The following is a 20,364-nucleotide window of genomic DNA, read 5'->3' on the forward strand; positions in this document are numbered from 1 at the left end:
TCGGATCACGAACTCTGACTGCGGGCGATCTGCAGCAACTCCTCGACGCCCATGGCGTCGAGGCTGCTGCGCTGCTCCTCACCGGCCCCGGCGGTGACCGGTGTGCCCAGCCGCGTCATGAGCTTCTTCACAAGTTGGCTGGGGGTGGGGTAGTCGAAGACCAGGGTCGGAGGTAGGCGTACGCCGAACAGGGTGGCGAGGTGGTTCCGGAATTCCAGGCCGGTGACGGAGTCGAAGCCCAGGTCGCGGAACGGCTTGTCGGGGGTGATGCCCGTGGCGTCCGGGTGGCCGAGCACCTTGGCCGCGTGGGAGCACACCAGGTCGAGGAGTTCGGCGTCCCTGCGCTCTTCGGGCAGGGCCCGCAGCTGTCGCAGCACCGCGGACTCCGGTGCGTCGGTGCCGGGGGAGGCGGTGCTCGCGGTGCCGCGGTGGGCGGCCACCTCGGAGATGTCGGCGACCAGCGGGTTCAGCCGGTCGGTGCTGGACGCCTCGATGAACTGTGCCCAGTCGACGTCCGCCACCATGACGAAGGTCTCGTCCTGGACCAGCGCCTGTTCCATCACCGCGATCGCGGACTCGGGGCTCATGGGCTGGATGCCGTTGCGGTTCAGCCAGGTGCCGGGGTCGTCCGTCTTCGCCCCACCGCCGCCGCCCCAGGCACCCCAGGCGATGGAGGTGGCGGGCAGGTCGGCGGCGCGGCGATGGTGGGCGAAGGCGTCCAGGTAGGCGTTGGAGGCGGCATAGCTGCCCTGGCCGATGTTGGGCAGCAGGTTCGCCCCGGAGGAGAAGAGTACGAACGCCGACAGGTCGAGACTCCGCGTGGCGTGGTGCAGGTTCAGGGTGCCGCGCACCTTCGGGCCGAGCACGCGCGCCATCTGCTCGGGAGGCATACCGCTCAGCAGACCGTCGTCGATGACGCAGGCGGTGTGGAACACCGCGGTGAGGGGCTGGTCGGCCGGGACGAGGGTGAGGGCGGCGGCGATCTCCTCGTCGTCGGTGATGTCGCACCTGGCGACCGTGACACGCGTGCCGAGTTCTTCGAGTTCGGCGCTGAGGGCGTCGGCGTTCGGCGCGTCGGGACCGGAGCGGGAGAGCAGCATCAGGTGGGGTGCGCCCCGCCGGGCCAGCCAACGAGCGGTGTGGGCGGCCACCGTGCCGCTGCCGCCGGTGATGAGGGTGGTGCCGGTGGGCTTCCATGTCGACGCGGAGACGGCGCCCGCGGAGGCGGGGACCGGGCAGCGTGACAGGCGTGCCACGAAGACACCGTGGGGCCGGACGGCGATCTGTGTCTCGTCCGCATGGTGGGCCAGCGCGGTGGCGAGCCGGGCCGTGCTGCCCCCGGCCTCCGGGCCGGTCGGCAGATCGAGGTGGACGACAGGGTGCGGCTGCTCCAGCAGGGCGGTGCGGAGCAGTCCGGTCGTCAGGGCCTGGAGCGGATGGGAGAGGGGATCGGCCGAGGTGTCCGTGGTGACGGCTCCCGTGGTCACCACCCACAGGGGGACGTCGGGACGGGTCTCGTGCAGGTCCTGCAAGAGCTGGGTGGTCGCCCTCAACCCCGTGGGTATGTCGGGGTGTTCGGGGTGCGGAGCCTCGTCGAGGGCCAGCAGTGACACGATCCCCGCGGGGTCGCGGTCGACCGGAAGGTCCGGGGGGTCGCCGCCCATGTCGCAGACGATCTCCCGCGCGGCGGCGCCGTGTTCGGCGAGGGCGCGCAGCACGAGACCGGCGGCCCGCCGGACCGGCGAGTCAGGGGCGGGCGTCCGGGGGGTCAGTACCAGCCAGGTGCCGGAAAGGGCCGGGGGAGGGGAGGCGTCAACGGGCTTCCAGGAGACGTCGTAACGCCAGTTCGCCATGGCGGCACTCTGCCGCTGCCGACGACGCCAGGCGGAGAGAGCCGGCAGCACGTCGCGCAGCGATGCCCTGGCCCGGTCGTCGCCCGCCATCTCCAGGGCGGCTGCCACCTCGTTGACGTCCTGTCCCGCTACGGCGTCCCAGAACCGTCCCGTCATCGCGTCCTCGACGCTCTGCGGTGTGGCGGCGTCCAGGGGTGGCTCTGTCGCGGGGCCCGGGGGATGGAGGCGTGACCAGTCGACGGGCACGCCGTGTGCCCAGGCCTGGGCACAGGCGATGTGGAAGCGCCTGGGACTGCCGTGGTTGCGCAGGAGGGTGGAGACGGTGTGGGCCTCGACCCCGGCCTCCTGGATGCGGTCCTCGATGGCTGGGGTCAGTACCGGGTGGGCGCTGACCTCGACGAAGGTGCCGAAGCCCTGGTCGAGCAGGTCGCGTACGGCCTGGTCGAACAGGACGGGCCGGCGCAGGTTGGCGTACCAGTAGGCCGCGTCGAGCGACCGGCCGTCCTCCAGCCGGGCCCCGGTGACGGTGGACCACAGCGGGAACCGTCCGGCGGCGGGGGACAGGCCGCGCAGTCCGTCCAGGAGCGTGTCCTGCAGCTGTTCGACCTGCGGGCCGTGCCCTGCGTACTGCGCTTCGAGTCGCCATGCCCGCACGCGCTGTTCCCGGCAGTGGGCCAGCAACGCGTCGACGGCCTGCGGGTCTCCCGTGACCGTGGTGGCCCTCGGTCCGTTGACCGCCGCCACGGTCAGCCGCCCGCCGCCCACTTCCTTCAGCCACTCGGTCACTTCACCGACGGCGGCGGTGACGGACAGAGCTGTGCCCTGACCGGCGATCTGCCGTACCGCGGTGGAGCGTCCCACCACGACGCGTACGGCGTCGGGCAGGGACAGCACCCCGGCCACATGTGCCGCCGCGATCTCCCCCTGGGAATGACCCACCACCGCAGCGGGCAACACCCCCACCGACTCCCACATCCGCGCCAGCCCCACCATCACCGCGAAACACACCGGCTGCACCACATCCACCCGATCCCACCGCGGAGCACCCTCCACCCCCCGCAACACATCAAGCACCGACCACCCCGCCTCCCCCTCCACCAACGCCGACACCTCACCCACCACCCGCGCAAACACCGCAGAACCGTCCAGCAGCTCCCGCCCCATCCCCACCCAATGCCACCCCTGACCAGGAAACACCCACACCACACCACCGCCACCACCGGCCGACCCCCGCACCACCTCGGCGACCGGCCTTCCTGTTTCGAACGCCTCCAGGCCGGCGAGCAGTTGCTTGCGGTCGGCGCCCACGACGGCCAGGCGGTGGCGCGCCGCGGTCCGTCCGGTCAGGCCCCGGGCCACCTCCATGACGTCCGCGTCCGGCTGGTCCGACATCCATGACCGCAAGCGCTCGGCCTGGTCCCGAAGGCCGCCCGCGGACTCGCCCGACAGCAACCAGGTCGGCAGGGCGTTCGCCACGGCGGAAGTGCGGTACCAGTAGGGCCGGTGCTCCCACGGATAGCCCGGCAGGTCGGTGGGCCGGTGTCGTGAGGACTCGGGGGCCACGGGCTGGTGGCCCGTGACGAAGAGTGCGGCCACGGTGTCGGGGAGGTCGCGCGGCTCCTGCCCCGCGTCAGCCGTGATCGCGAGGCGGCCGTCGAGGGGCTGTGAGCCGAGCATGACGTCGAGTGCCGTATCCACTCCGGCTTCGGTGAGTTGAGCCGTGGTCTGCGCCAAGTCGCCGGTCATGCGGTGCAGCGGGATGTCCCCGGGCCGGTCCGCCCAGGCCGTGTCCGTGGTGCCGTTCAGCAGGGTGTGCAGGGCTTCGGCGAGCGTCAGTCGGCCCGATGCCCATCCGGCGGCCTCGGCGCTGCCCTCGCCGACGACGGCCTGCGGCACGATCCCGGCCGCGGCCCAGGTCTTCGTGGCCGCCACCTGGTGGCAGAAGGTGAACACCGCCTCCCGGCCGGCCGGTGGAGCAGCGCTCAGGTCGAGCGGGACGTCCGTGAGACGGGACAGCTCGACGGCGCAGGTCTCAAGGGCCTCTTCGTACGCCGGACCGGCCGCTGCCAGGCGCTCCCTGACCTCGGCGGAGGGCGGCTCGACCCCGAAGCAGAAAGCCAACGCCCGGCGTTCGTCGGCGGCGGGGCGCCCGAAGCGGGCCCTCGCGGGCGTGCCGCCCTCGGCTGCCTCCTCCAGGGCCGCGGCCAACTCGGCGGCGTCGGGCCCCACCACGGCCAGCCTGTGGTCGAGCCAGGAGCGGCGATGGGTCGCGGTGAAGACCACGTCGGCCAGTTCCTCGGGCCGACTGCGCAGCACCCCCGCCAGACGCCGGGCCACCGTCCGCAGCGCGGTCGCCGTACCGGCGGAGACCGGCAGGACGTAGGACTGTCCGCTCGGCTCCGGCGCGGGAGAGCCGGCCTGTGGTGTGAACTCCTCCAGGAGTACGTGGGCGTTGGTACCGCTGAAGCCGAAGGCGCTCACGCCGGCCCGTCCCGGGCGCCCGGTGTCCGGCCAGTCCTGACGTTCCCTCACCAGGGCGAGGGGCAGCCGCTCCCAGTCGATGCGGGACGAGGGACGCTCGACGACGTGCGGGGGCAACTCGCGGTGCCGCAGGGAGAGGATGACCTTGAGCAGCCCGGCCATGCCCGCCGCGGCCCCGAGATGGCCGATGTTGGCCTTCACCGATCCGATGAGCAGCGGCTGCCGCTCCGTACGGCCGTCGCCCAGCGATCGTGCGAGTGCGCGCGCCTCGATGGGATCGCCCAGCGGAGTGCCGGTGCCGTGCGCCTCGACGTAGTCCACGTCGTGCGGCGCCCATCCGGCCCGGTCGAGTGCCTGGCGGACCACCGCGGTCTGCGAAGCGCCGTTGGGCACCGTGAGTCCGCCGCTGGCGCCGTCCTGGTTGAGGGCGGTGCCGCGGATGGTGGCGTAGACGCGGTCCCCGTCCCGCATGGCTGCCGCCAGCGGCTTGAGGATCACGGCCGCCGTGCCTTCGCCGAATCCGAACCCGTCGCCGTTCTCGTCGAACGCCCTGCTGTGGCCGTCCGAGGAGAGGCCTCCGTCCACACCCATCGAGGAGAGCAGCGGATTCGGTGCCGCGATGGTGCTCGCGCTGCCCACGACGGCCATCTCGCAGTCGCCGGACCTGAGAGCCTGACAGGCCAGGTGCACGGCGGTCAGGGAAGACGAGCAGGCCGTGTCCACGACCAGGCTCGGCCCGGTGAGCCCCAGGAAGTACGACAGGCGCCCTGTCATGGTCGAGAAGGACGTTCCCGTCCCGTAGTAGACGTCCACGTTGTCCAGATCGCGGGCCAGCAGCTGCCGGTAGTCCGCGTCGGTCAGGGCCGCGTAGACGCCCACGGGCCGGTCCTTCAACCGGTGTGCGGGGCAGCCGGCGTCCTCCAGCGCTTCCCAGCACGTCTCCAGGAAGAGCCGCTGCTGGGGGTCGAGGGACTTCGCCTCGCGGGGGGAGATGCGGAAGAAGGGGGCGTCGAAGCCGGATATGTCGTCCAGGTAGCAGCCGTTGGCCGGGAACGACGGGGGAGCCTCGTGCCACACGGGGTCGCTGCGCCGGCCGGCCGGCGGCTTTGTCACCGTGTCGCGGCCGTCCAGGAGCAGGGACCAGAACTCCTCGGCGGACGAGGCCTGTGGGAACCTGCAGGAGATCCCGATGACCGCGAAGGCGTCGGCGAAGGCGTGCCCCTCGTCGGGTTCCCCGTCCCGGTCGGCGCCGGTCGCCCGCGGGGCGGGCACTTCAGCGCAGGGAGCTGACGGAGCAGGGGGAACGGGGGGAGCGGGCACGGCCGCTGCCAGGTACTCGGCCAGGGCGACGACCGTCGGGTGTTCGAACACAATCGTGGCGGGAAGTTCCACACCGAACTCGGACTCCAGACGGACCCGCAACTCCGTCGCGGACGCCGAGTCCATTCCCTGCTCGAACAGACCGCGCCGTCGGGCCAGCGGCTGGTCGGCGGGCAGCCCGAGCACGTCCCGCACCAGGGCCTCGATGTCGCCCGGCAGCCCGGTGGGCGCTCGCCGCGCGGCCGGGACCGCGGCGTGTCCGGCGGGTGAGGGCGCCGGGCCGCCTGGCGGTGGCGTCGGCATGGTGGGCGTGCCTGTCACGGCGGTCGGGGCCGTCGGCGCCGTGGAGCCGCCCGCCACTGCGGCCGGGGCCGTCGCGTCCGCGGGGTGGGCGACCATCTCGCCCGTGACCTGACCGTCCGAGTCGAGCAGACTGAGCCGGATGCTCGCGGGCGGTGCCGCGGCCGGGTGCGCGGCATGGCCGTCGGCGCCCGTCTGCTGCCCCCGGCTCACCCCGGGGAGCCAGTGCCGGCCGCCGCCCCAGGACGGCACCGGCAGGGAGCGATACCGCCGCGGACGCCCCGTCACCTTCTCCCAGTCGACTTCCACACCGGCGACGTGCAGTTGGGCCAGCGCCCGGTGCGCGGCCACGGGCCCCGGGGTGTCGCGCCGCAGCAGGCCGAGCACCGGGCCGCGCCGCTCGCGGCTACGCATGGCCTCGCCCAGCGGTGGGAGCAGCAACGGGTGCGGGCTGACCTCCACCAGGGCGGCGTCGTCCTCGGCCAGCAGCCGGTCGATCGCGGGCCACAGGAGAACCGGGTCGGTGAGGTTGCGCTCCCAGTAGGCCGCGTCCCGGGGCATAGTCTCGTGCTCGGCGTCGACGGTGGACAGAAGGCGCACGGAGGGAGCACCGGGCTCCAGGTCAGCCATGGCCGCGCGCAGTTGAGCAGCGCCCGGGGCCATCGCCGGGCTGTGCAGAGGCACGTCGACCCGTACCCGCTTGCAGCGGTGTCCGGCGGCCGTCAGCGCCTGTGCCGCCTCCTCGACGTCCGTGGTGAGCCCGCTGATCACCACGGAGCCGGGGCCGTTCACCGCGGCGATGCCCACCGGTGATCCCAGCGCGGCCAGCGCGTGCTCGACGGTTACCCGGTCCGCGGCCACGGCGTACATGCCGCCGGTGCCCGAGGTGTCCGCGATGAACGCCGCCCGCCGCACCACGAGCCGTACCGCGTCCGGGAGCGAGAGGCAGCCCGCCACTTGGGCGGCCGCGATCTCCCCGAGGCTGTGTCCCACGACCGCCGCGGGAGTGACGCCGTGGGCGTCGAGCCAGCGGCTGAGCGCCACCTGCACGGCGAACACCGCGGGTTGCAGGATCTCGATGCGGTGCAGCCGACTGCCGTCCGCGGGCCGGCGCAACTCGTCGAGGAGGGACCAGGAAGCATCGGCCCGGATCAGCGCGTCGCACGCGTCGAGTGCGTCCCTGACCGCGGGATCGGACGCGTAGAGGTCGGTCGCCATGCCGGGCCACTGGCTGCCCACGCCCGAGTACACGAAGACCGGCGACGGCACGCTGCTGAGGTCGGGCACCGTCCCCACATACGCGCCGTCCGGCGGGTCGCTGGGGTCGCCGAGCGACGCGGGCAGCTCCCGCGGGCTGCCGACGACGGCGGCGTAGCGGTGGCGTTCATGGGTACGCCGGACCGCCGCAGAGGAGAGCAGGTCGTTCAGGTAGCCACCGTCCTCGGCCTCGGCCACGCGCTCCCGGTAGCGGCTCACCTGTTCGGCGAGCCCTTCCTGGTGGAAGGCCGAGGCGAGCAGCACGGACGGTTCGGTGGGGGGCGCGTCTGCGTCCGGTGTCCGCGACGGCTGCGGCGCCTCGACGATCACATGGACGTTCGTCCCGCTCAGACCGAAGGCGCTTACGCCCGCCCTCAACGGCCTTTCGCCCACGGGCAGTTCGGCCCCCGTGGTGGTCACGGTGATGCCACCGTCCTGCCAGTCCACCGTGGGGTTGAGCACCTCCAGGTTCACTTGGCCCGGAGCGCGGCCGGAGTTGACGATCCAGAGCGTCTTCATCAGCCCCGCGATGCCCGCGGCCGCGTCCATGTGCCCGAAGACCGCCTTGTGGGAGCCGACGTTCAGCGCGGGAGCGTTCCGGCGCCCGGCGCCGTACACGTCGCTCAGCGTCTGCAACTCGATCATGTCGCCGAGTTGTGTCGCGGTGCCGTGGGCCTCGACGTAGTCCACCTCGTCCGCGCCAAGGCCCGCCCGGTCCAACGCCGTGTGCAGCAGATCTTCCTGAGCCCTGGCGTTGGGGAACGTGAGGCCCAGGCTGCTGCCGTTGTTGTTGACCGCCGAACCACGGATCACGCCGTAGACCCGGTCACCCGCGGCCAGGGCGTCGGAGAGCCGCTTCACGACGACCACGCCGCACCCCTCGCCGCGCACGAACCCATCGGCGTCCCGGTCGAACGGACGGCACCGGCCGGACTGCGACATCGCCCCGATGTTGCTCATGAAGACACTGATGTCAGGGGCGAGGAGCAGGTTCACGCCGCCGACGACGGCCGCGTCGCAGTCCCCGGACCGCAGGCTCTGGCACGCCTGGTGCACGGCGAGGAGGGAGGAGGAACAGGCGGCGTGCAGCGTGGCGGTCGGGCCGTGCAGATCGAACGCGTACGCAAGACGCCCGGCCGCGAAGCTCGGTTCGATGCCGACGGCGTAGTGGTTGCCGATGCCCTTGGTGCCCAGCGTCTTGGTGTGCAGCAGGCTGTAGTCGGTGGTGAGCATCCCGATGAAGACCGCGGTGCGCGAACCCCGCCACTCCGCGCGGGGCAGCCCCACGTCGAACATGGCCTCGCAGGCCACCTCCAGCAGGAGGCGGTGCTGAGGGTCGACGAAACGCGCCTCACGGGGCGAGATCCCGAAGTACGCCGCGTCGAAGCGGTCGATGTCGTCCAGGAAGGCCCCGCGGCGATTGACCACGGTTCCCACGCCGGAGTCCGCGTCGTGGAACTCGCGCCCCCAGCGGTCCGGTGGCACCTCGCCGACCGCGTCGCTTCCCGACGTGAGCAGGCGTCCGAGGGACTCCAGGTCGCGCACACCTCCGGGAAAGCGGCACCCCGTCCCCACGACGGCGATGGGAACGGAATGGGAGTCCACGGGCCCGGGATGGTCCACCCGGCCGGAATCAGCCTTCATCTGCTGTGCCACTCCGATCGATTCCATGACGGAAGAAAGGGAAGAGCCGAGGGCGTGAATTCAAGGGAAAATTGGGGCCGCGGGCGCGCTTTCCGATATGGCGCAGCCTTTCGAAGCATGAATGCTACGACACGCAAGGTCGACGTCAGCCCCTAGTTGACCCCTAACCGCCTGCCCCTAAGAAATCCCTGTTCGGCGTTGGGGCAGGTAGGGGTTGAAGCATGCTGCGGCGCTGTCTGAGTATGACGCACGATGGCGTGCAAGAAAATGCTGATGGCCTGGTCGCGGGCAGCACAGCCGACGGAGGAGAAGAACAATTACCGTTGATTTCATTCAAAGGTTGTCGGCGGTGGTGTCGCGACGTCGCGGGGCGCGCGGTGCCGGATTCCGCCGGAGCGTCCGCCTCTTGCTGGCAGGGCTGGTCGGCGTCGCGCTGGCGTTGCCGTCGGCGGCACCGGCAGGGGCCGCCGATCCGTCGCAGCGGTGGGTCGGCACCTGGGCGACGGCGCTCACGCAGCCGAGCCCGGGGCTCGGGCCCAACTGGTCGGAAGAGGGATTCGAGGACCAGACGCTGCGCCAGGTCGTCCGCATCAGTGCCGGCGGAGAAGCGGTCAGGCTGCAGCTGTCCAACGCCTTCGGCAAGGTGCCGTTGAGGCTGACCGGCGTGACGGTCGCGCGCAGCGGTGAGGGAGCGGAGATCCGCCCCGGCACACTGCGCCGCCTCACGTTCGACGGGGCGACCGCGGTCACCGTGCCGCCCGGCGAGGAGCTGGTGAGCGACGCGGTCCCGCTGCGCGTGAAGTCCCTGGAGTCACTGACCGTGACGGCGTACCTGGCGGAGAAGTCGGGTCCGGCCACCTACCACTCGTGGGCGGGCGCGACGAGCTACCGCGCCGCGGGTGACCATCGCGCCGATGTCGATGGTGCCGCCTTCGGTGAGACCACACGTTCCTGGTACTACCTCGCCGGGGTGGACGTCCTGCCGAAGTCCCGGCATGTGGGCGCGGTGGCCGCGTTCGGCGACTCGATCACGGATGGTTACGGCTCCACGGTCGGCCACAACAACCGTTACCCCGACGAACTGGCCGAGAAGCGCAGGCGGCTGGGTGTGCTGAACCTCGGGATCAGCGGCAACCGGCTCCTGAGCGACAGCCCCTGCCTCGGCCGGAGCGGGGTGAACCGGTTCGCGCAGGACGTGCTCTCCAAGCCGGGACTGCGTGCCGTGGTGGTGCAGGAAGGCATCAACGACATCGGTTCCAGGGGCACGCTCCCGTGCATCGGTGAGGCGCCGATCGTCACGGCGAAAGACCTGATCGAGGGATACCGCGCCATCATCCGGCAGGCACGCAACCACGGGCTGACCGTGGCCGGGGGGACCCTGCTGCCGTACGAGGGAGCGGCCTACTTCCGGGAGGAGGGCGAGCTGATCCGGGACGAGGTGAACAAGTGGATCCGCACCTCGGGCGAGTACGACGTCGTGGTCGATTTCGACAAGGTCATGGCTGACCCCCGGGACGAGGACCGGCTCGCCCCCGCCCTCGACAGCGGTGACCATCTGCACCCCAATGACGCCGGTTACCAGGTGATGGCGGAGGCGGTCGCCCGCGCGCTCACATAACGGCCGCACACCTGACGGAACATCACCAGGTTTCGTCGGACGCCGATTTCGACGGCGTCCGGGCGGAACGCAAGCAGCGGGGATGAGGAGTTGATCGTCCGATGGCGGATGAGGAGATACTGCGTCGATACCTGCGAAGGGCGACGGCGGAATTGCAGGACGTCCGCCGTCGGCTGGAGGAGGCGGAGTCCCGCGAACGCGATCCCATCGCGATCGTCGGCATGAGCTGCCGATTCCCCGGAGAGATACGGTCGCCGGACGACCTGTGGCGTCTGGTCATCGAAGAACGCGACGCGGTCTCCGCATTTCCTGACGACCGTGGCTGGCGCACCGATGGCCCGCTCGGTCCTGAGCTCGCGGGCGACGCCCCGGGCCAAGGGGGATTCCTCCACGACGGCACCGGATTCGACGCCGCGTTCTTCGGTGTCGGCCCTCGCGAGGCGCTGGCGATGGACCCGCAGCAACGGCTCCTCCTGGAGTCGTCGTGGGAGGCCGTCGAGCACGCCCGTATCGATCCGACGACCCTGGCCGGCACCCGGACCGGCGTCTACCTGGGTCTCACCCACAGCCCGTACGCACCCGGCGCGTACGAGGACCCGCCGGAAGGCCTTGAGGACTACCTCCCGACCGGCAGCGTCAGCAATGCCGCATCCGGCCGGGTGTCCTACGTCCTTGACCTGAAGGGCCCCGCGCTCACCGTCGACACCGCCTGCTCCTCCTCGCTCGTCGCCCTGCATCTGGCGTGCCAGGCGCTGCGACAGGACGAGTGCACACTGGCACTGGCCGGAGGAGTGGCCTTCATGGCCACCCCGTCCGTCTTCGTCGAGTTCCACCGGCGGCAGGCCCTGGCCCGGGACGGCCGGTGCAAGTCCTTCGCGGCGGCGGCCGACGGCATGGGTTTCGCCGAAGGCGTGGGCGTGCTGCTGGTGGAGAGGCTGGCGGACGCCCGCCGCAACGGGCACCGCGTGCTGGCGCTCGTGCGCGGCTCCGCGGTCAGCCAGGACGGCGCGACCAACGGCATGGCCGCGCCCAACGGTCTCGCCCAACAGGAAGTCATACGACGGGCGTTGGCGGACGCGCGGGTGACCCCTGACCAGGTGGACGCCGTCGAGGCGCACGGCAGCGGGTCGCTGTTCGGGGACCCGGTGGAAGCCGAGGCGCTGATCGCCGCCTACGGCCAGGACCGGCCTCGCGCCGAACCGCTGCTGCTGGGCTCCTACAAGTCCAACGTGGGCCACGCCGCGGCCGCGGCCGGGGTGGGTGGCGCCATCAAGATGGTGATGGCCATGCACCACGGCCGGCTGCCCAAGACACTGCACGTCGATCGGCCGACACCGCACGTGGACTGGGCCGGGGGCGCGGTCACCCTGCTGACCGAGTCCATGCCGTGGCCGGACACCGGCCGCCCCCGCCGGGCGGGAGTCACCGCGATCGGTGCCAGCGGCACCAACGCGCACGTCATCCTCGAACAGGCGCCCCTCGCCGAGCCGCCCGCGGCCTCCGCGCCGGACGGCACCCGCGACGCCCGCACGCCGTTGCCATGGGTGCTGTCGGCCCGCGGCTCGGCGGCGTTGCGGGAGCAGGCACAGAAGCTGGCCGCGCTGCTCGATGCCGAACCAGGACTGTCCCCGGCCGACGTGGGGCTCTCCCTTGCCACCACCCGCTCGGTCTTCCGGCACCGCGCCGTCCTCCTCGGCGAGCGCACCGACGACTTCAGGGCCGGGCTCGACGCCGTCATGGCGGGCGAGCGCTCCGACCACCTGATCAGCGGTGCGCGCCTCACCGGCGGAACGGCCGTGGTCTTCCCCGGCCCGTCCGGGGCGGGCTCGGGCTCCCTCCCGCTCGGTGGCTGGCGCGAACTGGCCGACGCTCACCGGGTGTTCGACGACGCGCTGACCGAGGCGTGCTCCGAACTCGACGCGTACGCAGGCCATCGTGCCGGGAAGCCGCTGCGGTCGCTGGCCCTCGGCGACGACGACCCGGGTGCACCGGCCGGTCGCGGACAGTGGGCCGACGCCGCTCAATTCGCGCTGCAGGTGGCCCTGTTCCGCCTGCTTGAGTCATTCGGGGTGGTCCCCGGCCACGTGGCCGGCACCGGCGTCGGTGAGGTCGCCGCCGCGCACGCCGCCGGAGTGCTTTCGCTCCCTGACGCCTGCGCCCTGGTGGCGGCGCATCTGGGGGAGGGGGACCCGGCCGAGGCCGCAAGGAAGACCGCCTTCGCCGCTCCGACGGTCCCGGTCGTCTCCGGCCGGACGGGAACGGTGCCGGACGACGAGCAGCTTCTCTCCGCCGACCACTGGGCCCAGGCGCTGGACCCCGCCCGGCCCCTCGGTGACGCGCTGCGCGACCAAGGCGTGGGCCTGTGCCTGGGGGCGGGGTCCGACGCGGCGCTCGCCGAGGCCCTGGGCTCGCCCCCGGCCGCGGCCCCGTACCGGGCTGTCGCCCTGCGTGCAGGGGCCGCCCGTCCGCTCGCTCTCCTCCGTCTGGTGGCGGAGGCTCACGTCCACAACGGCCCGGTCGACTGGCGGCCCGCGTTCGACGGCACCGAAGCCCGGCCGGTCGACCTGCCCACGTACCCGTTCCAGCACGTGCGCTACTGGCTGGACCCCGTGGGCCCGGCCGCCGGTGGCCGTACGGGCTCCGGCCGGGGCGACTCCACCGGGGCCAGGGGCGGTTCGCTGACCGGGCTCGGGCAGGTGGGCCCCGCGTTCACCGAGGAGGTCGCCCGGCTTGCCCTGAACGATCCGCCGGCGGCCCGGCGGTCCCTGCTGGCCGAGCTGTTCACCGCCACGGCCGGTCTGCTCGGCCTGGCCGGGGAGGAACGCGATGACCTGCGTCAGACCTTCGACGGGGCGCGGCTGAACGAATCCGGCCTTGACTCGCTGATGGCCGTACGGCTGCGTGAGTGGTTGCAGACGGAGCTGCGCGCCGACGTACCCCTCGACCGGATCCTCGGCGGCGCGACGGCCGGGGAAGTCGCCGGCCTGGTCTGCGTGCAGCTCGCCGCCAGGGGCGTGGTGGTCATGGCCGACGACGACGCGGCGGGCGGCGACACGGAGTTCGAGGTGCTGACCCTGTGAGCCGGGAGTCGCGACGCCGACAGGCGCAGAGCGGGCAATCGGCAGCAGACGACAGGAGGACGTCGACGATGGCGCAGGATCTGCTTCTCGAACTGCACCGACGAGGGATCAGGCTGCGACTGGCCGACGGCCGTCTGGACGTGCTGGCTCCGCCCGGATCCCTCACCGACGAGCTGCGGGGACGACTGCGGGACAGCAGGGACGAGTTGCTGTACATCCTGGAGCGCGTCGACTCCGACGGCCCGACGCCCCTGGTGGCTCGGCCGCAGGAGCGGTTCGACCCGTTCCCCCTCACCGACGTCCAGCACGCGTACTGGATGGGCCGCAACGCCTCGGTCGAACTGGGCGGAATCGCCACGCACTTCTACGCCGAGTCCGAGCGCGACGACCTGGACATCGGGCGCCTGGCCATGAGTCTGCGCAAGGTCGTCGGCCGGCACGACATGCTGCGCGCGGTCGTCGAGCAGGACGGTACGCAGCGGGTGCTGCCCGAGGTCCCGCCGTACGAGATCGCCGTGACCGACCTGCGCGGGCACGGCCATGATGCTCAGGAGGCGGAACTCCTGCGCATCCGCGGGGAAGTACGCGGCAACGGCCTCGATGCCCGGCGCTGGCCCCTCTTCGAGGTCCGCGCCTCACGGCTGACGGACCGCCGCACGCGGCTGCACATGCGCTTCGACATGCTGATCGTGGACGGGCGGAGCCTGGAGACGGTCTATCGGGACTGGCGCCGCTGCTACCAGGATCCGGACTGGACCCCCGAGCCGCTGCCGGTCTCCTATCGCGACTGCGTGCTGACCGAGCGGGCGCGGCGCACGGACACCGCGTACGCGCGTGCCGAGGAGTACTGGCTCGGCCGCCTGGACGAGCTGCCGCCCCCGCCCGCCCTGCCGCTGGCGACGCAGCCGTCCCAGATCGCCGCGCCTCAGTTCAGGCGCAGGGACGCGCGCTTGTCCCGGGAACGCTGGGACGCCGTCAAGCGGATCGCGGGACGCCGCGGCCTGACGCCGTCGGCGGTTCTGATGACCGCGTTCGCCGACGTGCTCCGGCGCTGGACCGGGCAGCCCGCGGTGACGCTCAACCTGACGCTGTTCAACCGGCCGCGGCTGCACCCGCACATCGACGACGTGGTCGGCGACTTCACGTCACTGACGATGCTGGCCGCCGACGCACCGGAGGCCGGCTCGTTCGGTGCTCGCGCGCAGCGGCTGCACCGCCAGCTCCTCGCGGATCTGGAGCACCTCTCCTACAGCGGCGTGCAGGTGCTCAGGGAACGCGCCCGCAGGCTCGGCGGCAGGCCGGGCGCGATCATGCCCGTCGTCTTCACCAGCCGTCTCGGTGCCTCCCCGGCGGCGGACGGCATCGCCACCACGGACGAGGTTCTCGGTGAGCTGGTCCACGCGATCTCCCAGACACCGCAGGTGTGGCTGGACCACACCGTCGCGGAGGAGCGCGGTGAACTGCTCCTGAACTGGGACGCCGTCGAGGAACTGTTCCCCGACAGGATGCTGGACGACATGTTCGCCGCCTACCGCGGATGGCTGGAGCGGCTGGCGGCGGACGAGGACGCCTGGGACGTGGCGGGTTCGGCGATCGCGCTGCCCGCGTGGCAGGAGGCGGAGCGTGCCGCGGCCAACGACACCGCCGCCCCGATACCGGCCCGCACGCTGAGCGAGGTCGTCGAGGAACAGGCCGTACGCAGCCCGGACGCGGTCGCCGTCATCGCCGAGGACGGGCAGCTCACGTACGCGCAACTCATCGCGGAGGCCCACCGCCTGGCCCGGCGGATCACCGCGCTCGGTGCCGCCACGGACACCCTCGTGGCCGTGGTCCTCGAAAAGGGGTACGAGCAGATCGCCGCCGTGCTCGGGGTCGCCTGTTCCGGCGCCGCCTACCTTCCGCTCGATCCCGGCTGGCCCGACGCGCGGCGCCGGTCCCTGCTGGAACGGTGCGGGGTACGGGTGGTCGTCACCACGCCGGAGCTTCGCGACGCGCTCGAGTGGCCGATGGACGTCACCGCGGTGACACTCGCCGACGACGAGGTGCGCACTGCCGACCCCGGCCCTCTGGAGACGGCTCCCCGGCCGCAGGACCTCGCGTACGTCATCTTCACGTCCGGCTCGACCGGGCAGCCGAAGGGTGTGGTGATCGACCACCGCGGCGCGGCCAACACGGTGCAGGACATCAACGCCCGTTTCCGTATCGGGCCTGCCGACCGGGTGCTCGCCCTGTCGGCCCTCAGCTTCGACCTGTCGGTGTACGACGTCTTCGGCATCCTGGCCGCGGGCGGAGCCGTGGTCGTCCCCTCACCACGTCTTGTGCACGACCCCGCGCACTGGAGCGATCTGACGGCACGTCATGGCGTCACCGTGTGGAACTCGGTGCCCGCGCTCCTCCAGACGTGGGTGGACGACCGCGGGCAGCAAGGCGCGCCGGAGGGAAGCAGGCTGCGCCTCGCCATGCTCAGCGGCGACTGGATCCCCGTGACGCTGCCGGACGCGATCCGCGCCTGGTACCCCGACGCGGAGGTGATCAGCCTGGGCGGAGCCACCGAGGCGTCCATCTGGTCGGTGTCGTACCCCATCGGCAAGGTCCCTCCGGAATGGGTGCGCATCCCCTACGGCAAGCCCTTGGCGCGACAGACGCTCCACGTCTACGACGCGGAACTGATGCCGAGCCCCGTGTGGACGGTGGGGGAGATCTACATCGGAGGCGTCGGCGTGGCCAAGGAGTACTGGGGCGAGCCGCAGCGCACAGCGGAGCGGTTCATCAGGCACCCGGTCACCGGTGAACGCCTCTATCGCACCGGGGACGTCGGCCGGTATCTGCCCGGCGGCGACATCGAGTTCCTCGGACGGAACGACTTCCAGGTGAAGATCAACGGCTATCGCATCGAGCTGGGCGAGATCGAGGCGGCGCTGCTGCGCCGGCCCGGCGTGCGCGAGGCCGTGGCACGGGTGGACACCAATCCGCTCACCGGCCGCCGTCACCTGGTCGCCTACATCGTGCCCGCCACGGACCCCTCGGCCGGTGAACCGCCGCCGGAGCCCGCCGCCCTGCGCGCCGCCCTGGAGGAGGCGCTGCCGGAATACATGGTCCCGCTCCACTACCTGTCCCTGGACCGGCTGCCGAAGAGCTCGAACGGCAAGGTCGACCGCTCCGCGCTGCCCGCGCCCTGGGACGGCTCCGGCGAGGAGCGCGAACGCCTCGCGCCCCGGGACGACCTGGAGCGCGCGCTGTTCACCGTCTGGAGCCGGACGCTGGGCCGCGAGGACTTCGGGGTCGAGGACAACTTCTTCGAACTCGGCGGCGACTCCGTGAACGCCGTGCTCATCCTCGGTGCGCTGCGGGACGAGGTCGGGGTCACCGCCGCCGGTGAGGACGTCCTGCGGTGGATCTTCGAGAACCCCACCGTCGCAGGACTCGCCGAAGCGCTGCGCGACAGCGTCGGGCGGTGACGCGCGTGCGGCGCGACGGGACGGAGCCGGCGCCCGCCGGCTCGGCGGGCGCGTGGGGCGTGTGCTGGAATCCCGCACCCGAAGCGCGGATCCGGCTGCTGTGTGTGCCTCCCGCGGGCACCGGGGCAGCCATGTTCCGGCCGTGGGCGACTGCCCTGGCACCGGACATCGAAGTGATCGCCGTCCGACTGCCGGGCCGGGAGACCCGCTTCGGGGAGCAGCCGGCCACGCATGTCGACGACCTCGTACCCGAACTCCTCGACGGGCTTCGCCCCTGGCTGAAGGCGCCCCACGCCTGGTTCGGCCACAGCATGGGCGCGCTCGTCGCCTTCGAGGCGTGTCGGATGTCGCTGCGCACCGGTCTGGCGGTGCCGTCCCGGCTCCACGTGGCCTGCCACCCGGGGCCACAGCTGGTGGAGCGGCGCTTCGCGGGCGTGGGTCCCTCCGATGACGACCTGATGGCGTATCTGAGGGACGTCGGCGGTGTGCCCGAGGAGATCCGGCAGAGCCCCGCCTTCGCGGCCTTCCTGCCCATGCTGCGGGCGGACTTCGATGTTCTGCGGACGTACCGCCACCGGCCGGGCCCGCCGCTCGACCTGCCGATCTCGGTCTACGGCGGGGCGTCGGACGACGGCGTGGACGCGCGGGAACTCGCCGCCTGGGGTGAGCACTCAAGCACCGGATGCGAGGTGCGGATGCTGCCGGGCGGTCACTTCTTCCCGCGGGAGGACCCCGGGCGTCTGCTGGCGGCCATCGCCGCCGCACCTGCCTGAACCCCGGATGACGAAGGTTCTCGGGGAGCCCGATGGACCGTGCAACGAGGAAGGATCTGCAATGGAGTTGGCTGGCAGCGAACACGCGCGGCCACAGGAGGCACCGGCCCAGGGGTTCGGCAGGGCGGTCTTCCTGGGGACGACGCGCCTGCTGAAGCACCCCGCGGACCAGGGCGAGGACGACCTCGCGCCCCGTCGTACCGAGGGGGCGGAGGGGAAGACCTTCGAGCAGGTGGAGTCGACCAAGAAGGTGTACAAGCACTCCACGTCCCCGCAGGCACGTGACGGGCTCGTGGTGCCGACCGTGCCGGACACACCCGTGTCCGCCTCGGCCGGGGACGCCGTCGGCTTCGACGGCCTCAGTTTCCACGACTCGTACGAGGCGGGCACCGGCAGGTACGCCGGCCGTCAGATCCGCTGGGAGCCGGCCGATCCGGCACTGGCCGTCGGCAACGGTTACGTGGTGGAGAGCGTCAACTGCGCTCTCGCCGTCTACGACAGCGACGGAAGCCAACTGACGCCTCCCACCTCCCTCAACCAGTTCTACCGCCAGCTCCCGGCGAGCCTGCCGGACGAGGAACGGGCATGGCCCCACGCCTCGGGCGACATGCTGGCCGACCCGAAGTGCTACTTCGACCCGGTCGGGGAGCGCTTCTTCTGCTCCGTACTCAAGATCGAGGCACCCGGGCCCGGCAGCCGGAGCGCGCGCTGCTACGTCCTGTTGGCCGTGAGCGCCACCCAGGACCCCACCGGGGAGTGGAAGTTGTTCTCGGTCGACACGACCAGCGACGGCAAGTACGGCACCCCGCCGTTGGCGCAGAACGCCTGCTACAGCTTCCATCCGCTGCTCGGCGGCAATCAGGACGCCATCCTTCTCAGCCTGAACCTCGCCGAGAACGTGGAGCCGGCGCCGCCCTACAAGGGCTCACAGCTGTACGCCCTCAGCCGTCGGGCCCTGCTGGAGGCCGAGGACGGCGACAGCCCGAGGTACGCGTACTTCAACACGGCGACCGTCCCCACGGACGACCCCGACTTCCCCTACTGGGGGTGGCTCCAGCCGGCCGCTTCCACACGCCCGCGCGGTGGAACGCAGCTGTTCCTCAGCGGCAGCCCGTTGAACCACAAGGGCATCCCCCGGCCGCTGGACAACCGCGTCGTGGTGTGGTCGCTGTCGGGCACCGAGACGCTGGACGGACCCGAGCCACAACTGACGCTCGATCATGAGGTGCTCACAGCGCGGGAGTTGGGGGCGCCCTTCCTCTACGGCGTGGCGCAGAAGGGCGGTCCGACGCCGTTGCGGGACGAGCTCGGCGCGGACGACCCGCTGCAGAAGCTCGACGGAAAGGCGCCGTGGATGACACAGGTCGCCGAGCACGACGGGCTGCTGTTCGGCGCGCTGAACACCCTCATCGCCGCACCGGACGGTGCGCCGGACGGGTCCCGGCTCGGGATCTCCTACTTCGTGGTCTCCGTGGCGGGCGCGGACGGGGTGCGTGACGCGCGGATCGTCCGGCAGGGCTACCTCGCCGTCGACAAGCAGCACGTGTTCGACCCGGCCATCGCCGTGAACGGGCGCGGGCAGGGGGCCATGACGTTCACTCTCAGCGGCCCCGACCACCACCCGAGCGCCGCGTATGTGCGGTTCGACCGGGACGGGGCCCATGGCCCGGTGCACATCGCCAAGGCCGGGGCCGGACCGCAGGACGGCTTCACCGGCTACTCCGCGTTCACCGGCAACGGCGTCCCGCCGGGCACCAGCCGGTGGGGCGACTACACGGCGGCGGTGGCCGAGGGCGACCTGGCCGTCTGGATGGCGAACTCCTACATTCCCGACGGGCCCCGCTCCCACTGGGCCAATGTGGGCACCTACATCTGCAGGCTGCCCCTGTCCGACTGATCTCCCGCCGGGGCCTGCCGCCGTCGCCCCGCGGCACGGCGGCGGGCCCCGTCCGCGTTCACAGCGGAAGCCCCGCCTCCAGGTGTGCCAGCGCGTCGTCCAGCGCGGAGAGCACGTCCATGTCGGGGTTGTTCGCCCAGTCCAGCCATACGACGAGTACGGTGCCCATGACCGCGCCGGTGAACGAGCGGACCGCCGGGTCGGTGGGTTCCCGTCCGACCCGCTTGGCCACCTGTTCGCACAGCATGGTCATCGAACCGGTGATGTTGCGCAGGGACGCCGCCCACAGCTCGGGCACCGTCAGCATCAGGAACTCGCGCGTCTTGTTCTCGTCCAGCTCCGCACGGCTGGCGCCTTCCAGGGTGGTGCGGATGGCGGTGCGCAGGGCCGTGAGCGGACTCATCCCGGGCGGCTGGGTGTGGAAGGCCTCGATGAACAGCGGGTCGTAGTCGTCGGAGACGACCAGATCCTCCTTGGTGGGGAAGTAGCGGAACACCGTGCTCACCGAGACCTCGGCCGCCTCGGCGATCTGCTCCACGGTCGTGGCGTCGAAACCCTGTTCGCGGAAGAGGCGGAGAGCCTGCCTCCTGATCGTTCCCTTGGTCTTGAGTTTCTTGCGCTCACGGAGGGGCGGAGCCGGTGCATCGCCCCCGAACTGTTGCGTCATGCGCCAATTGTGCATG

7 protein-coding genes are annotated in these 20,364 nt (G+C 71.9%); 5 read left to right on the plus strand and 2 right to left on the minus strand.

Translation table 11 applies throughout. The features are described from left to right. Positions 1-5 precede the first annotated feature (5 nt). Entirely contained in the window at positions 6-8,882 is an 8,877-nt protein-coding gene (locus tag AB0I94_RS09865; RefSeq protein ID WP_363308950.1) for an SDR family NAD(P)-dependent oxidoreductase, read from the minus strand. Between the two features lie 379 nt (positions 8,883-9,261). Here AB0I94_RS09865 and AB0I94_RS09870 point away from each other — a divergent pair, with 379 nt between their 5' ends. The 5 genes from AB0I94_RS09870 to AB0I94_RS09890 all read left to right on the plus strand — a co-directional run bounded on the left by AB0I94_RS09870 (position 9,262) and on the right by AB0I94_RS09890 (position 19,681). Further along, the gene (locus AB0I94_RS09870; protein WP_363308951.1) at positions 9,262-10,473 is read left to right on the plus strand and encodes an SGNH/GDSL hydrolase family protein; all 1,212 of its coding nucleotides are present in this window, start codon (positions 9,262-9,264) and stop codon (positions 10,471-10,473) included. A gap of 101 nt (positions 10,474-10,574) precedes the next feature. Beyond that, complete coding sequence (locus AB0I94_RS09875) at positions 10,575-13,553, plus strand: beta-ketoacyl synthase N-terminal-like domain-containing protein (RefSeq protein ID WP_363308953.1); 2,979 nt, start codon at positions 10,575-10,577, stop codon at positions 13,551-13,553. A gap of 68 nt (positions 13,554-13,621) precedes the next feature. Then, positions 13,622-17,011, plus strand: coding sequence for an amino acid adenylation domain-containing protein (locus AB0I94_RS09880; protein ID WP_363308954.1), 3,390 nt, complete (start codon positions 13,622-13,624; stop codon positions 17,009-17,011). Then, the gene (locus AB0I94_RS09885) at positions 17,008-17,784 is read left to right on the plus strand and encodes an alpha/beta fold hydrolase (protein ID WP_363308955.1); all 777 of its coding nucleotides are present in this window, start codon (positions 17,008-17,010) and stop codon (positions 17,782-17,784) included. The genes AB0I94_RS09880 and AB0I94_RS09885 overlap by 4 nt, the downstream gene beginning before the upstream one ends. Positions 17,785-17,845: 61 nt before the next feature. Continuing rightward, entirely contained in the window at positions 17,846-19,681 is a 1,836-nt protein-coding gene (locus AB0I94_RS09890) for a hypothetical protein (RefSeq protein WP_363308956.1), read from the plus strand. Between the two features lie 58 nt (positions 19,682-19,739). Here AB0I94_RS09890 and AB0I94_RS09895 read toward each other — a convergent pair whose 3' ends face one another. After that, the gene (locus tag AB0I94_RS09895) at positions 19,740-20,348 is read right to left on the minus strand and encodes a TetR family transcriptional regulator (RefSeq protein ID WP_363308957.1); all 609 of its coding nucleotides are present in this window, start codon (positions 20,346-20,348) and stop codon (positions 19,740-19,742) included. Positions 20,349-20,364: the final 16 nt, after the last annotated feature.

It is taken from the genome of Streptomyces sp. NPDC050147, from assembly GCF_040660195.1.
GTDB lineage: Bacteria > Actinomycetota > Actinomycetes > Streptomycetales > Streptomycetaceae > Streptomyces.

Coding starts and splice junctions, on each gene's coding strand:
- AB0I94_RS09865 (WP_363308950.1), bottom strand. CDS start 8,882: ATGGAATCGATCGGAGTGGCACAGCAGATGAAGGCTGATTCCGGCCGG.
- AB0I94_RS09875 (WP_363308953.1), top strand. CDS start 10,575: ATGGCGGATGAGGAGATACTGCGTCGATACCTGCGAAGGGCGACGGCG.
- AB0I94_RS09880 (WP_363308954.1), top strand. CDS start 13,622: ATGGCGCAGGATCTGCTTCTCGAACTGCACCGACGAGGGATCAGGCTG.
- AB0I94_RS09890 (WP_363308956.1), top strand. CDS start 17,846: ATGGAGTTGGCTGGCAGCGAACACGCGCGGCCACAGGAGGCACCGGCC.
- AB0I94_RS09895 (WP_363308957.1), bottom strand. CDS start 20,348: ATGACGCAACAGTTCGGGGGCGATGCACCGGCTCCGCCCCTCCGTGAG.